Origin of the sequence: Tenacibaculum sp. nBUS_03 (assembly GCF_051201695.1) — a bacterium.
Taxonomy (GTDB): domain Bacteria; phylum Bacteroidota; class Bacteroidia; order Flavobacteriales; family Flavobacteriaceae; genus Polaribacter.
Map to the genome: position 1 here is coordinate 1,701,649 of NZ_CP179214.1, position 13,691 is coordinate 1,715,339.

Below are 13,691 nucleotides of genomic sequence, written 5' to 3' on the forward strand. Positions count from 1 at the left end.
AAAGTACAATAATCAGTATCGTACTTTACTTAATTTATACATTAATACCTATATTTTGTTAATCGTTTTGCCAGTCAATTTTTCTTGACGCATACATTACTGAAGCTAAGATTATAAATAATCCAACACTACCTACCAATAATGCATAGTTCTCTAATTGAATAATAATGTAAATAAAAGCATATAATACAACAAGAGAAGTTCCTATAAATAAAGGAAACTTAATATTTTTTAAAATAGACTTAGAATAGGCTGTTATTAAAGTTACCACCGAAAGTCCGGCTATTAAATACGCCTTAAAAAAGCTACTATGCTCTGATATTGATATTAATAATGTATAAAACATAATTAATGCTATACCAATCATTAAATATTGAAATGTATGAATGGATATTTTACTCATTGTTTGAATTAAGAAAAACACTAAAAATGTTAAACCTATAACCAAAAATCCATATTTGGCAGAACGCTCACTTTGTTGATATTCATCTACTGGAATCATAAAATTCACTCCAAAAGCAAACTCTTTTAAATTGGGTAATCCCTTATAGAATTGTTGAGGATATGGTCTATTTATTTCAAGTACTTTCCATTTGGCATTAAATCCAGTATCGGTTATTTTATTTGAATTATAAGGTAAATACTCTCCTAAGAAATTAGCTGTTTTCCAATCAGAATTTATTTCAATAGTAGTTTCTTTTCCAACAGGTATAAAACGAATTTGTTTACTCCCATTTATATTCATATCTAAACTAAAATTCATTTCTTTTTTCAAAGGTACATCCTCTAGTTTTAGATACTTACTTTCTAACTTATGCAGTTTAACTTGTTTAGTATATGATTTAGTAGAATTATAAGTGTCTCTTTTTGAACTAAATGCATAGGTGCTATTATTCAACTTTAGTTCTACAAGGCTATTTACACCTTTTAAATTTGATGTTTTAATTATTAGTTTCGATTTTTCCCAAATTATATCATCAGGCTTTATGTCTAATTCACTAAAATCTGGTTTTACAAAACTTCCTGAAATTGCTATAGAACTTTTATATACAGCTGTTTTATAAATTCCGCGCTTTTTCTCTTCTGGGTTGATTACAGATTTTACATTCAAATTTTTAGGAAAAAAATAAGCATATTTTATATTTTCTATACTCTCTTCACTGTTTTGTTTAGTTGCTTTATTGTATATATTTTTAATTATATAGGTTTTATAAGGTACTTTTAATATTGGCCCATAAAACAATACTTCTTTACCCCATTTTTTATTAATTTCATTAACAACTTCCAGCTGTCTTCCCATACGTTCATTAATTAAACTTTTAACAAAGGATAAAGGAATGAGTAAAACTACTATTAATAAGCCTATCATTAACATTCTTGCTGTAATTGAACTTTTAATCCATTTGCCAAATTTTCCATTTTGTTGATTTGATATTTCCATTTTCATCTTTTAAGTAAAATATTTATTATTCTATATTATTAATCGTTTGGTTTTATTTGAGTTTAATTAATAGTCGCTTATTTATACTGTTATCTTTTTAATTCACGATACATTTACTTCATGCTTTTATACAACTCAAGGCTTCTAATAAACCTCCACTGTTAATTATTATTTAAAAACTCAAAGAACTTTGAAAAACAAAGTAATTTTTCAAAAAAAATACTACTTATTATTTATTAACTTTTCTAGTGCATTTATGTGTTTTTTAAATTCTAACTTCCCTTTCTCGGTAGCATAATACCTTGTATTTGGTTTTCTTCCTATAAATTGTTTTTCAATTCTTATAAAATCAACTTTTTCTAATGCTTTAGAATGGCTTGCTAAATTTCCATCGGTAGCACCTAATAACTCTTTTAGAGTTTTAAAATCCGCATATTCGTTCACCATAAGAACAGACATAATACCAAGTCTAATTCTATGATCAAAAGCTTTATTTATATTTAAAATAATGTTTTTCAAGAAAACTATTTTTTATCGTATTTATAATACATTAAAGTACCATAAAGAATGTGCATTATTCCAAATCCTACTACCCAAAACCAAAAACCATATCCAGGAAAAATAGTGCTAATTAAACCTAAGAAAATTTCAGTTAAACCTAAATACTTAACGTAACCTAGTGTGTATTTTGATGCATTAAATAAAGAAATACCATAAAAAAGTAACATTAAAGCTCCAGATTGCCCATAGCGACCTTGACTTAAAATTATTATCACATAAATACCTCCTGCAACTATAGGTACCAAAAAGTTGAATAATAATCTTCTTGTAGTAGCATCCCATATTTTCTCTTTATTTTTCTTTGCTTTTTTAGTTGTTAAGAAAATAGCTGTTCCGACACTAAAAATTCCAACTAATAAAAGTACAATACTTAACAATTGAAATACTTTACCGTCTAATGTTAAATAACCTCTCCCGTTAATATTAACAATCCAATAGGCATATCCAGCACCTAATAAAGCATATATACCAGCTAAAATACCTGAAAGCCCACTCAAAGATATAAATCGTGATGATTTATTCATTAAATCTTTAATTTCTGATATATCTTTTAAATATTCTTCTCTACTCATTTTTTAAAGCACTTTGAAATACAAAGTAAATATTTTTATTTTACTATAACAAATATTTTTTTTACAAAATTAAAAATTGGTTATTCTACTAATACCTTGTATTGCATTACCAATTCGTTATTCAGATAGATATTTAAATTAGTACTTTCCCTTGGCTTTTTAAAATAAATATTACTCGTAGATTTAGTATTCTTAACACGAGGAATCCTAGGAGATTTATCGTTGGAATATGTATATAGTATTGAAGATTCTTTATCTATTCCTTTAATTTTCAAGTATAACTTTTCTCTCTTTTTAACTTTAATCTCACCTAATTTTGGAGTGATAATTTCAATGTTTGATGTTAAAAAAGATTCATAAAAAAAAGGGTCATTACAAAACTCTTTCAAAGGTTTTTGTTTTAAGTACTTTCTCCAAAAAATTTTAGAAGGAAAGTGTGTCAATCTAAGTTTATCTTTATTTACATCAAAGAAGCTTAGATCTAAATACTTTTGCCAAACACCTCTATAATTATACCCTGCTCCATACGTTAAATCAATAATTTTCCATTGGCTATCAACGTACACTGCATTCCAAACATGATTTTTATTCGAAACTATCTTACCTACCTCCTCTACTGATGACCTTGTATACCCATAAATTAATTCATTTTTAATGTTAAGAGCATTACAAACCTTATTGTATAACAATGCATACCCTAAACATACAGCTTTTTTTGTTTCAAAAGTTTCCAATATAATCTGTCTATTTTTATAATCTTTCAATCTTTTGAGACTTTCTTTATTTTGATAAATTAAAAGTTCAGGAGAAGATAATACGTTTGAATTTTCATAGGTTATATTTAAAGCTATCCAGGTATAAACGGCTCTTGCTTTCTCTATTTTAGTTTCAAAATCATAATCTATTTTTTTAACTAAATTATCTATAGATTTTATGTTGTTATATGAATGAATAATTTTATCAACCTTGGCTAGTTTAGCATCGAGTCCTTTGTCTTGAGAAAACACAGATATTGAGACGGTAAAAAACAAAAAAGTAATTAGTGATTTTTTCATAACTTTATTTTCAATTAAATATACAAATTAATGTTATCTTCAGAGTTTTCTACTCCAATGTCTTTTGATTTCTATAGAATTCATCCTATAAATCCCCCTTTAAAACACCGATAATATCTACTCTGCTTATATACTGTAGAAGTATAAATTCTAGATTAATTTATATTCTATATAAATTTTACCATCAACAACTAAAAACAACTTATTACAGTTTTTTGTTGGTTTAATTTTAATATAACCTACATCGTTTTTGTAAACAAGATTTGGTTTTTTAGCAAACCTATAACTACTTAACCCACATAAAACAGTTTGAAATGATGACAAATTTTTAACTTTTAATAAAACAGTATTTTTAGTTTTAATAACACCTCTTAAAGGCCCTAATAATTCTAAATTCGTTTTCAAAAAATCAGAAGAATAAATTGGCTGATTATAAAATTCTTTTTTTGACAACTTCATTCCAAATAACCATTTTTTATCTTTTGGGTAATGAGTTTTTAAGTAATGTTTTCTAGGAAAGTTAAAAAAATAGGAATTAAAATTAGGTTGCCATCTTCCATTTATCACTGCCCCTGAAGCCCATGTAGCATCCATAAGAACCCATTCATTATTTATTTTAACGACATTCCATGCATGATTTGGCACATTCAATTTTTTACCTATGTCATATATAGAGTTCCTTACATATCCTTTTATAACTTGGTTTTCAAACCCCAAATAATCATAAACCTTTGCTAAAGTTTGTGCATATCCTTCACAGACTCCTTTCTTCGTTTTTAATGTATTTGTAACAATACTGTCTTTAATCGCTTGGATTTTACGTAATCTATCTTCCTCATTTTTGTAATTAAATCCAATTATTTTTTTTTGTTGATTTTCATAAGCAGATAAATTATATTTTATATTTTTTGACACCCAATAGAACACAGCTTTGGCTTGTCCTTCTTTAGATGAAAAGTCTTTTGCTACTTTTTTAGCAAGACGTTTAGCTGTTATTTGTGAAGGGTATTTTTTTATTTTCTCTTGAATTTCTTTAAAGTTTTGAGATGTTATATTAAAAGAAATCAATAAAACTAAATATAAAAAAATTTTGCTCATATTATATTGAGGAATTATATTTTTAATTAACCAACCAAAAACTATGCCTACAATTTAACAATTGTTTTTCTAATAGCAACTAAATTAGACAACAATGCCTCTAAATATTTTAAATCTAACATATTAGCCCCATCACTTTTTGCATTAGAAGGATCAAAATGAGTTTCTATAAAAAGCCCATCTACATTATTTACAACTCCAGCTCTAGCAATAGTTTCAATCATGTCAGGCCTACCACCAGTTACTCCACTTGATTGATTGGGCTGTTGCAAAGAATGTGTAACATCTAATACTGTAGGTGCAAATTGTCGCATTGTAGGAATTCCTCTAAAATCTACAATCATGTCTTGATAACCAAACATGGTACCTCTATCCGTTATCCAAGCTTTATTATTTCCAGAGTCATGTACTTTTTTAACAGCATGTTGCATTGCTTCAGGGCTCATAAATTGCCCTTTTTTAAGATTTACAACTTTACCTGTTTGTGCTGCAGCCACAACTAAATCTGTTTGTCTTACTAAAAAAGCAGGAATTTGCAAAACATCAACATAAGCTGCTGCTTTCGCTGCATCAGAAACTTCATGGATATCTGTAACAGTAGGAACATTAAAGGTTTCAGAAACTTTACGCAAAATTTTTAGTGCTTTCTCATCTCCTATTCCTGTAAAACTATCAACTCTGCTTCTATTCGCTTTTTTAAAGCTACCTTTAAATATATAAGGTATCTCCAATTTGTCAGTTATTGAAATTATTTTTTCAGCTATCCTCAAAGCCATATCTTCACCTTCAATAGCACAAGGCCCAGCTAAAAGAAAAAAGTTATTTGAATTACTATGTTTTATATTAGGAATCTCTGATAAATGCATATTAATTATTTATTTAAAACAAAAGTAAGAAATTAAATTAGCTATATTTAGACTTTAAAATCTATTTCACATGAATAAGAAAGTAATATTCTTCTTACTATTAATTTTTTCGTTTATTTCTTCTAATCAATCACAAAACATTAAACAAAATAACACAAAAACGCTTCACAAAAAAAGTACTACAATAGATTCTGCATTGGTACGTAAACATCTATATACATTATCCTCTGATGAAATGGAAGGTAGAAAACCTGGTACTGAAGGAATGGAAAAAACTACAGTATATATTGAAAATGAATATAAAAAAATAGGATTAAAAACATTTGGAAACCTTAAAAGTTATCGTCAAAACTTTACTCATGAAGGAATTAAAATGAGTAATATTATTGGTGTTTTAGAAGGGAATTCTAAAAAAGATGAATTTGTTATCGTATCTGCTCATCATGATCACTTAGGAATAAAACAAAATGGAGATGGTGATCGCATTTTTAATGGTGCTAATGACGATGCTTCCGGAGTAGTTGGTGTTTTAGCTTTAGCTGAATATTTCGCAAAAATTGGCACGAACGAACGTAGTATTTTATTTGTTTGTTTTACTGCTGAAGAAATGGGATTAATTGGATCAACATATTTTGGTAAAAGAATTGATCCAACCAAATTTGTAGCTGGAATTAACCTAGAACTAATAGGAAAAGAACCTAAAACTGGCCCCAAAACTGCTTGGTTAACTGGTTTTGACCGCTCGAACTTTGGGAAGATTATCCAAAAAAACCTTAAAGGAACCGATTATAAATTATTTCCTGACCCCTATACAGCGTATAATCTTTTTTTTAGGTCAGATAATGCCTCATTAGCTCGCTTAGGAGTTCCATCACATACCTTCTCTACAACTCCAATTGATATAGACCCTGATTATCATAAGGTTTCAGATGAAGCAAAAACTTTAAATATTGCGGTTTTAACAGAAACTGTTAAAGCAGTAGCCAAAGGTACTGAGAGTATTATTAAAGGTATTGACACTCCTACAAGAGTTGTTATAAAAGATTAAAATATACTACTAATCAATTACTAAAAAAGCAAGAAAATAATTCTTGCTTTTTTTGTTTCCCTCCCATACACATAATGACAATTTACCAATTTAAACAGTATTAAATTAACAATAACACTTAAATTTAATTAAATTTTTATTACATTCGCTAAATTCTAACAATAAATCCTTCGAATTATGAAAAAAAAACTTTTTAGCATTGGAATAGTTTTAATGATGTTTTCTTGCTCTACAAACGATTCATTAGAAATTCAAAATCAAGAACAAAAAGATTTATTATCAAAAGCAGAGATTAACAGTGTTATTAAAAAGTCTATAGAAACCAAAGGAGATTTTAAGTGGTCTGAACAAAATGTTAATATTATATGGAGTGCTCTTAAGCATGGAAATAATCTTTTAACCATTGGTTATGGAAACTCTAAAACTAACTATCAAAGAAGTTCAACTTCACAAAATATAAAAAATGAAATACTAGCTTTAGTTACCAGCATAGAAAAAACAGCCTCTAAAGGCAAAAGTGAAATTTTTGCTGATAAAAACATTAATGTTATTGATCTTAAAGTAAAAAATAAAGAAACCATAATAGCTTTACTAAACGATAAAAGAGTTAGATATATCGAACCTGCTGACTATAGTTTCTTCAATTCTGAACAACAAGATCAGCAACGTTCAAGCTCTTCAGGAGGTTCAGGTTGTGGATATAGCCAATTAACCTTAAACTCTAATGATTACCGAACTATTTCACCAGGAGCAAGGGTACCTTGGGCCTTTGATGCCCATAAAATACCTCAAGCTTGGGATTACAGTACCGGTTCAGGAGTTACCGTAGCCATTATCGATTCAGGGTTATCACCAGAACAAAAATGGATGAATCAATATTTTAATGATGGATACTCTTCAGGTAGAACGGTTCAGAAATACGGAACTTTTGTAGATTCATGGTGGGCATGGTCTAACAATTATGATGGAGTTAACGACAAATGTGGTCACGGAACAAAAATGGCCGCAGTTGCTACTGCTCCAAGAAACAATGATAATCTTCCTGTTGGAGTTGCTTACAATGCTAATTTAGTTACCTACAGAGCTGTTGAAAATGTTTTAATAAATGATTACCATGAAAAAAGAGGTGTTGCTGAAGCTTTAACAGCTTTAGGTAATAGAAGTGATGTAAAAGTAATTTCAATGTCTATCGGTTCTCCTTTTAGTATTGGTAGAGTTGAAGATGCTGTAAAATATGCATATAATAGAGGTAAAATGATTTTAGCCGCTGGCGGTACTTCTACTTCATTTACCACTTGGTATGGAGTAATATTCCCTGCAAGCATGAATGAAACTGTAGCTGTTTCCGGTGTTAAAGAAGGTCAATATAGTAATTGTGACGTGTGTCATTCTGGCTCTAAAATAGACTTTACTATACAAATGCAAAGAAGAAATGGTACTGACAATAAAATACCTGTTTTAAGTTACTACAATGGAAAAGAAAACTATGTAGGAGGATCATCAGTAGCAACTGCTACCACTGCTGGTATTGCAGCTTTAGTATGGGCAAAGCATCCAGGTTGGTCACGTGCTCAGGTTTTGCAAAAAATGAAAGAATCTTCTGATTTTTATCCTAATACACACTCCGAATATGGATACGGAAATATTGATGCCTTAAAAGCTGTTCAGTAAATAAATAAATTCAACTAACTAATTTTTACAGAAGCTTCGATTATTCGAAGCTTTTTGTACCTTTATAAGGTATAATATTTGTACTTATTTTATTAAAACAGCATCATGAATAAATTAAAATTCTTCTTTTTATTTCTTTTTATAAGTTGCTCATCAAGCAGAGTTATATATGACTATGACACTAAAACTGACTTTAAAAGATTCAAAACATTCAATTTTTTTGATGATATTGGTAAAGGGTTGAATGAATTGGATATAAAAAGAATTTCACAAAAAATAGTAGAAAATTTAAATACTAAAGGAATAAAACTTTCTGAAAATCCTGATTTTTATGTTAATTTTTTCTCTGCAGAAAGAGAATCTACAAATAGAAACACTATTGGAGTAGGAATTGGTGGTGGTGGCAATGTAGGTTTTGGTATTTCTGGTGGAATACCGATAGGTAGAAAAAAAATAAATCAAATACTTACTATTGATTTTGTGGAGGCAACATCTAATGAACTAATATGGCAAAGTGAAATAAATAGTGAATTAAGTGAAAGAAGTTCTCCTTCCGAAAAAAATACACACTATTCTCAAATAATTAAAAAATCTTTTACAAACTATCCTCCAAAAAAATAACATCACCTAAGAGGAGTTTTTATTTAACTAAATTTCAATCTTTTTCAAAATAAAAAAGTAGAAATAAAAAAACGGCAGAAAAAATTCTACCGTTTAAATTAAAAATTTATGACACCTAGTTAATAATCTAATTTTTTAAGGTAATCTAATTTTAGTTGCCAAATATCCAACTCATCTTTAAATTTCATAATTCCATTTCGAACGTTTTTAACTAAAGGGTTATCTTCAGTTGCATTCGATATAAAACTTAAATTATTTTCTAACTGCTGCATTTCTCGGACATTCTCATCTATTTTTCTTCTAATAAATAACTGTTCGCTATCAAGTTTTCGATAATCCTTTTGAGTCAAATATCCCTCAATAACATTTTTAAATTTCATTATCTCTATGTCTGCCCTCCCCATATTTAAACTATTAAGGTGAGTGTCTATAGCCTTATTAAATTTTTCATTTAAATGACGTGCGTTTCTAGGTAAAACTCCTAACTCTTTCCATTTAGAAATAGACTCTTTTACTTCATCAAGAGTCAGATTTTCTTTCGTCTTTATTTCTTCAATAAATTCTTTTTTACCTTCAACTACAACTAATTGCTCTTTATTCAATTCATTTTTACGTTCGTGTAATCTATCAAAATAATGATTACAAGCCCCTTTAAAACGCTTCCATATTTCATCAGAAAACTTTCTAGGTACATGCCCTATTTTTTTCCAATCAGCTTGAATGCGTTTCATTGTATTTGTAGTAGTATCCCAATCATCACTGTCTTTTAAACTCTCAGCCAACTCTACTAATTCAATTTTAAGTTTTAAATTATTACTTTGAGCTCCTTTTTCTTCTTTATAAAAAACATTTTTTGCGGCATTGAACTTCTTTGTTGCTGCTTTAAATTGTTGCCACACCGCTTCACTTTTACTGTAAGGAAGTTTTCCTATATCAAAATACTTCTTTCTTAAAGCTTCAATTTCAACAATACTCTTTTGCCAATCATTATGTGTTTTATTATTCGAAGTATCATACGCATTAATTTCAGCTACAACTTCTAATTTGGCATCAATCATTTCTTGATGCTTTGTTCTTAAAATTTTAAAATGCTGGTGACGTTTATCATGTATTTTCTTTGTTGCCTCACTAAACTTACCCCATACATCTTCTCTATGTTCTTTTCCAACAGGTCCAATTTCTTCCTTCCACAAACGATGTAATTCTTGTAACTCTTTAAAAGCTTCGTTTATATCTTCTTTCTCGTTTAATGCTTCAGCCCTTGAAATTAATTTTAATTTTTCTTCTAAGTTATGCTTAAAATCAAGTTCCCTAAAATCTTTATTTAAGTGTAATAAATCATAAAATCTCTCAACATGATGATGATATGTTTTCCATGTATCATTATATTTTGTTTTAGATACTGGTCCAATTTCTCTCCATTGCTTTTGAATCGCTTGAAAATCGTTGTACATTGTTTTTACATCACCACTTTCAATTAATACTTTTAATCCCTCAATTAAAACATTTCTTTTCTCAAGATTGTCTTTAAGCTTTTTCTCTAATTGTGAATAGTAAGTATCACGTTGCGATTTATACGTACCCAACAATTTATTATAAGCAGTTTTTACTGGGCTAGAAAACTGGAAATCTATAGAGTTTCCTCCTTCTGCCAAAAAAGCTTCTTTCTTTTCAGCTAATAATTTCCCAAATTTAGCATTGAAAGAATTTTTAATTGCATCAACGTTATTCTTTAGTTGTTGAACAGGATGCGCTTTTAATAATTTATCTAGTTCTTCAACCAATTTATCTAGCTCCATTGTTGCATAATCCAACATTGGTATTTCATGCTTTTCTTCAGCTTTTTCTGATTCTTGAGCTACTTCATTTTCAACTTCATTAACAGCTTTGTCTGTTTCGCTTACAGTTGTATTCTCTTCATTTATTGGTTGTTCAACCTGTTCTTCGTTGTTTTCTAACATATCTACAATGTTTAAGTTCCTTTTAATTAGATGTTAAAGATAAGCATTCTTATAAAATAGCAAGCTTTATTTTTAACGAACATTTAATGATTATTTATTCCATATTTTCCATGCTTTCTCAGCTTGTTGCTCCAACATTTCTAATCCATTTTTTATAACTGCTCCTTTTTCTTTTCCTTTTTGTAAAAAAGTTGTTTCTGAGGGGTTGTATATCAAATCATACAACATATGCTTATCGCTAACAAACTCATAAGGTAAATCTGGGCTATTTGCTATATTAGGATGGGTGCCTAAAGGGGTACAATTTATTATCAATAAATGCGACATCATAATTTGTTCCGAAACATCGCTGTACGTTATCATACCCTTATCTTTTGGGACTCTTGACACAAATTTATATTCAATATTTAATTTATCTAAAACATAAGCTACAGCTTTTGAAGCACCTCCTGTACCCAAAATCAATGCTTTTTTATGATGTCTTTTCAATAACGGAGTTAAAGACTTTTTAAACCCATAAACATCTGTGTTATATCCAATAAGCTTTCCTTTTTTTGTTATTCTCACAGTATTTACTGCTCCAATTTTTTTTGCTTTTTTATCAATTTTATCTAAAAAATCAAAAATCTCTAGCTTATAAGGAATGGTTACATTCATTCCTTTTATCTCATTTCTATGTTCTTTTATTTTTTCCGTAATCTCATCAATCCTTTGAATATCAAAATTTACATACTCATGTTTTGCTAATCCTAGTCTTGAAAATTTCTCTGTAAAATATCCTCTAGAAAAAGAATAAGAGATATTTTTTCCTATCAATGCAAATAGGTGTTTATTTTCGTTTTCTTCCATAAAAATCTATCACTAAAATTATAATGATACCTATAATTACAAAACCTATTGAAATCCACGTTTCTTTATCTTGTAGCTCAGGGATATATCGTTGATAATTCTCTACTATTTTATTTCCTTTTTTATCTAGTAAAAATATTGATTCAGTTGCTTTATAAATTGTTTTTTTCCATGGCCAAACAATTCCTAATGAACCTGTAATGAATCCTATAATAACTGCTGTTACAATTTGGTGCCATCTTTTTAATACATATCCTAATATATGAGATATAGAAACTAGTCCAAAAGCAGAACCAGTAGTAAAAACTGCTATGATTTTAAGATACCTCACTTTAACAGCATCTTTTAGTACATCAAAATTCCCTGATAATAGATTTACAACTACATTTCCAAAAACATTAACACTATCAACTAAAAGTAACACATAATTACCAAGTAATATTAAAATAAAAGATCCAGAAAGACCTGGTAGAGTCATCCCTGAGACACCAATTATTCCACATAAAAAAACAAACCAAAGGTTGTCATTTTCTTTAGCAGGAGTCATAAAACTTATTCCTATTCCTATTGAGGCGCCTATTAATAAACTTACAATATTTTTAAGCTTCCAATCACCAAAATCTTTAGAAATATAATAAATAGACCCTAAAATCATTCCAAAAAACCAAGCCCAGACATATAACTCATAGTTTTTTAAAAAATAGTCTAATATGAGAGATATACTAAAATAACTAAACATACTACCCAACATTACAAGTGCTAAAAAGTGTAAGTTTGTATAGCGAGTAAAGCTATTAAAACGACCTTTAAATAATAGCTTAAATGCTTTACCGTTTATTCGTTGAAACGTAAAAATGAGCTCTTCATAAAATCCCATAACAAAAGCAACCATACCACCAGAAACGCCAGGAACTTTATTAGCTCCCCCCATTGCCAATCCTTTTAAAAACAAATTGACTTTTTGAATAAATGTTCGTTCTTTTTGCATGTAGCCTAATTAGAGAAGACTAAAGTACAGTTTTTCTACTACTTTTTTACTGCTAATTTCTCAAGTAACAAGATTAGCCCAAAACCAATAATCACTAAAATTAATGCGTTGATTAATTGAGGGTCTCCATTAAAATTTTGTGGTAAAATACTTTTCTCTAAAAGAGGCTTTGTAACTCCATGCCTATCAGTATATGTTGAAATTACACTTTTCCATGGCCACACTTTATTTAGAGACCCTAACATAAGTCCAGTTAAAGCTATTAACATCTCATTTTTATAATTAACAAATAACCATTTTAATAGTTTAGAAAAAGTAGTTAACCCCACAATAACCCCTATCACTATTGCTGAAATTATTTTAATATCCTTATTAGTTAAAGCCATCATTACCATAGGGTAAACACCTATTAACAATAATATATAAGAACCCGATATGCCCGGTAATATCATAGCACACGATGCTATAGCTCCTGAAAAAATCAAGAACAAATAGCTAGCTTCCTGACCGTTAGTAGATGGAACTACTGTTATAAAATAACCAAATCCAATCATTAAAAAGCCAATAATTACACTTACAACACTCCACTTTTCTACTTGTTTAGCTATGTATAGTATACTTGCTAATACTAGTCCAAAAAAGAAAGACCATAACAAGACAGGTTCATGTTCTAATAACCATTTAATAGCTTTCGCTAAAGAAAAAATACTAGTAAGAATACCTATAAAAAGTACAGCTAAAAAATTACCATTCAACTGATTCCAAGCTTTCTTTATCCCTTCATTTTTTAGTGTATAGAATAAACTTAAATTTATATTACTTATTGAACTAAGTAATTCTTCATAAATACCAGAAATAAAAGCTATCGTTCCTCCAGAAACCCCGGGAACTACATCTGCTGCTCCCATCCCCATTCCTTTTAACCCAATGATTAAATAATCTTTTATTGTTCTACTCATG

13 protein-coding genes are annotated in these 13,691 nt (G+C 28.9%); 3 read left to right on the plus strand and 10 right to left on the minus strand.

Going from position 1 to position 13,691, the window contains the following annotated elements; translation table 11 throughout:
* Nucleotides 1-58 precede the first annotated feature (58 nt).
* From creD to kdsA, 6 genes are all read right to left on the minus strand, one after another.
* Nucleotides 59-1,441, minus strand: a complete 1,383-nt coding sequence (creD, locus tag ACMFBB_RS08000; protein ID WP_435263891.1) for a cell envelope integrity protein CreD — start codon at nucleotides 1,439-1,441, stop codon at nucleotides 59-61.
* A gap of 222 nt (nucleotides 1,442-1,663) precedes the next feature.
* Complete coding sequence (locus ACMFBB_RS08005; protein WP_435263892.1) at nucleotides 1,664-1,960, minus strand: winged helix-turn-helix domain-containing protein; 297 nt, start codon at nucleotides 1,958-1,960, stop codon at nucleotides 1,664-1,666.
* Between the two features lie 5 nt (nucleotides 1,961-1,965).
* Entirely contained in the window at nucleotides 1,966-2,574 is a 609-nt protein-coding gene (locus ACMFBB_RS08010; RefSeq protein WP_435263893.1) for a hypothetical protein, read from the minus strand.
* Nucleotides 2,575-2,654: 80 nt separating this feature from the next.
* On the minus strand, nucleotides 2,655-3,629 hold the full coding sequence (locus tag ACMFBB_RS08015; protein WP_435263894.1) for a transglutaminase domain-containing protein: 975 nt from the start codon (nucleotides 3,627-3,629) through the stop codon (nucleotides 2,655-2,657).
* A 150-nt stretch (nucleotides 3,630-3,779) separates the two neighbouring features.
* Nucleotides 3,780-4,727, minus strand: a complete 948-nt coding sequence (locus ACMFBB_RS08020; RefSeq protein WP_435263895.1) for a transglutaminase domain-containing protein — start codon at nucleotides 4,725-4,727, stop codon at nucleotides 3,780-3,782.
* Nucleotides 4,728-4,774: 47 nt separating this feature from the next.
* Nucleotides 4,775-5,593, minus strand: a complete 819-nt coding sequence (gene kdsA / locus ACMFBB_RS08025) for a 3-deoxy-8-phosphooctulonate synthase (RefSeq protein ID WP_435263896.1) — start codon at nucleotides 5,591-5,593, stop codon at nucleotides 4,775-4,777.
* Nucleotides 5,594-5,663: 70 nt separating this feature from the next.
* On the opposite strand from kdsA, the gene ACMFBB_RS08030 reads away from it, so the two are divergent.
* The 3 genes from ACMFBB_RS08030 (at nucleotide 5,664) to ACMFBB_RS08040 (ending at nucleotide 8,933) form a co-directional block, all read left to right on the plus strand.
* Nucleotides 5,664-6,641 carry a M28 family peptidase gene (locus ACMFBB_RS08030; protein WP_435263897.1) on the plus strand — a complete coding sequence of 326 codons (978 nt, stop codon included), beginning with the start codon at nucleotides 5,664-5,666 and terminating at the stop codon, nucleotides 6,639-6,641.
* 177 nt (nucleotides 6,642-6,818) lie between these two features.
* Nucleotides 6,819-8,312, plus strand: a complete 1,494-nt coding sequence (locus ACMFBB_RS08035) for a S8 family peptidase (protein ID WP_435263898.1) — start codon at nucleotides 6,819-6,821, stop codon at nucleotides 8,310-8,312.
* A 105-nt stretch (nucleotides 8,313-8,417) separates the two neighbouring features.
* Nucleotides 8,418-8,933: a DUF4136 domain-containing protein gene (locus ACMFBB_RS08040; RefSeq protein WP_435263899.1), complete on the plus strand. Its 516-nt coding sequence runs from the start codon at nucleotides 8,418-8,420 to the stop codon at nucleotides 8,931-8,933.
* Nucleotides 8,934-9,052: 119 nt separating this feature from the next.
* On the opposite strand, the gene ACMFBB_RS08045 is transcribed toward ACMFBB_RS08040, so the two are convergent.
* From ACMFBB_RS08045 to ACMFBB_RS08060, 4 genes are all read right to left on the minus strand, one after another.
* The gene (locus tag ACMFBB_RS08045) at nucleotides 9,053-10,894 is read right to left on the minus strand and encodes a DUF349 domain-containing protein (protein ID WP_435263900.1); all 1,842 of its coding nucleotides are present in this window, start codon (nucleotides 10,892-10,894) and stop codon (nucleotides 9,053-9,055) included.
* Between the two features lie 90 nt (nucleotides 10,895-10,984).
* On the minus strand, nucleotides 10,985-11,743 hold the full coding sequence (locus tag ACMFBB_RS08050) for a shikimate dehydrogenase family protein (RefSeq protein WP_435263901.1): 759 nt from the start codon (nucleotides 11,741-11,743) through the stop codon (nucleotides 10,985-10,987).
* A complete protein-coding gene (locus tag ACMFBB_RS08055) occupies nucleotides 11,724-12,731 on the minus strand; it encodes a DUF368 domain-containing protein (RefSeq protein ID WP_435263902.1) in 1,008 nt (335 codons plus the stop codon). Before ACMFBB_RS08055 ends, ACMFBB_RS08050 begins: the two co-directional genes overlap by 20 nt.
* A gap of 38 nt (nucleotides 12,732-12,769) precedes the next feature.
* Nucleotides 12,770-13,690, minus strand: a complete 921-nt coding sequence (locus tag ACMFBB_RS08060; RefSeq protein ID WP_435263903.1) for a DUF368 domain-containing protein — start codon at nucleotides 13,688-13,690, stop codon at nucleotides 12,770-12,772.
* Between the last annotated feature and the right edge of the window lies 1 nt (nucleotide 13,691).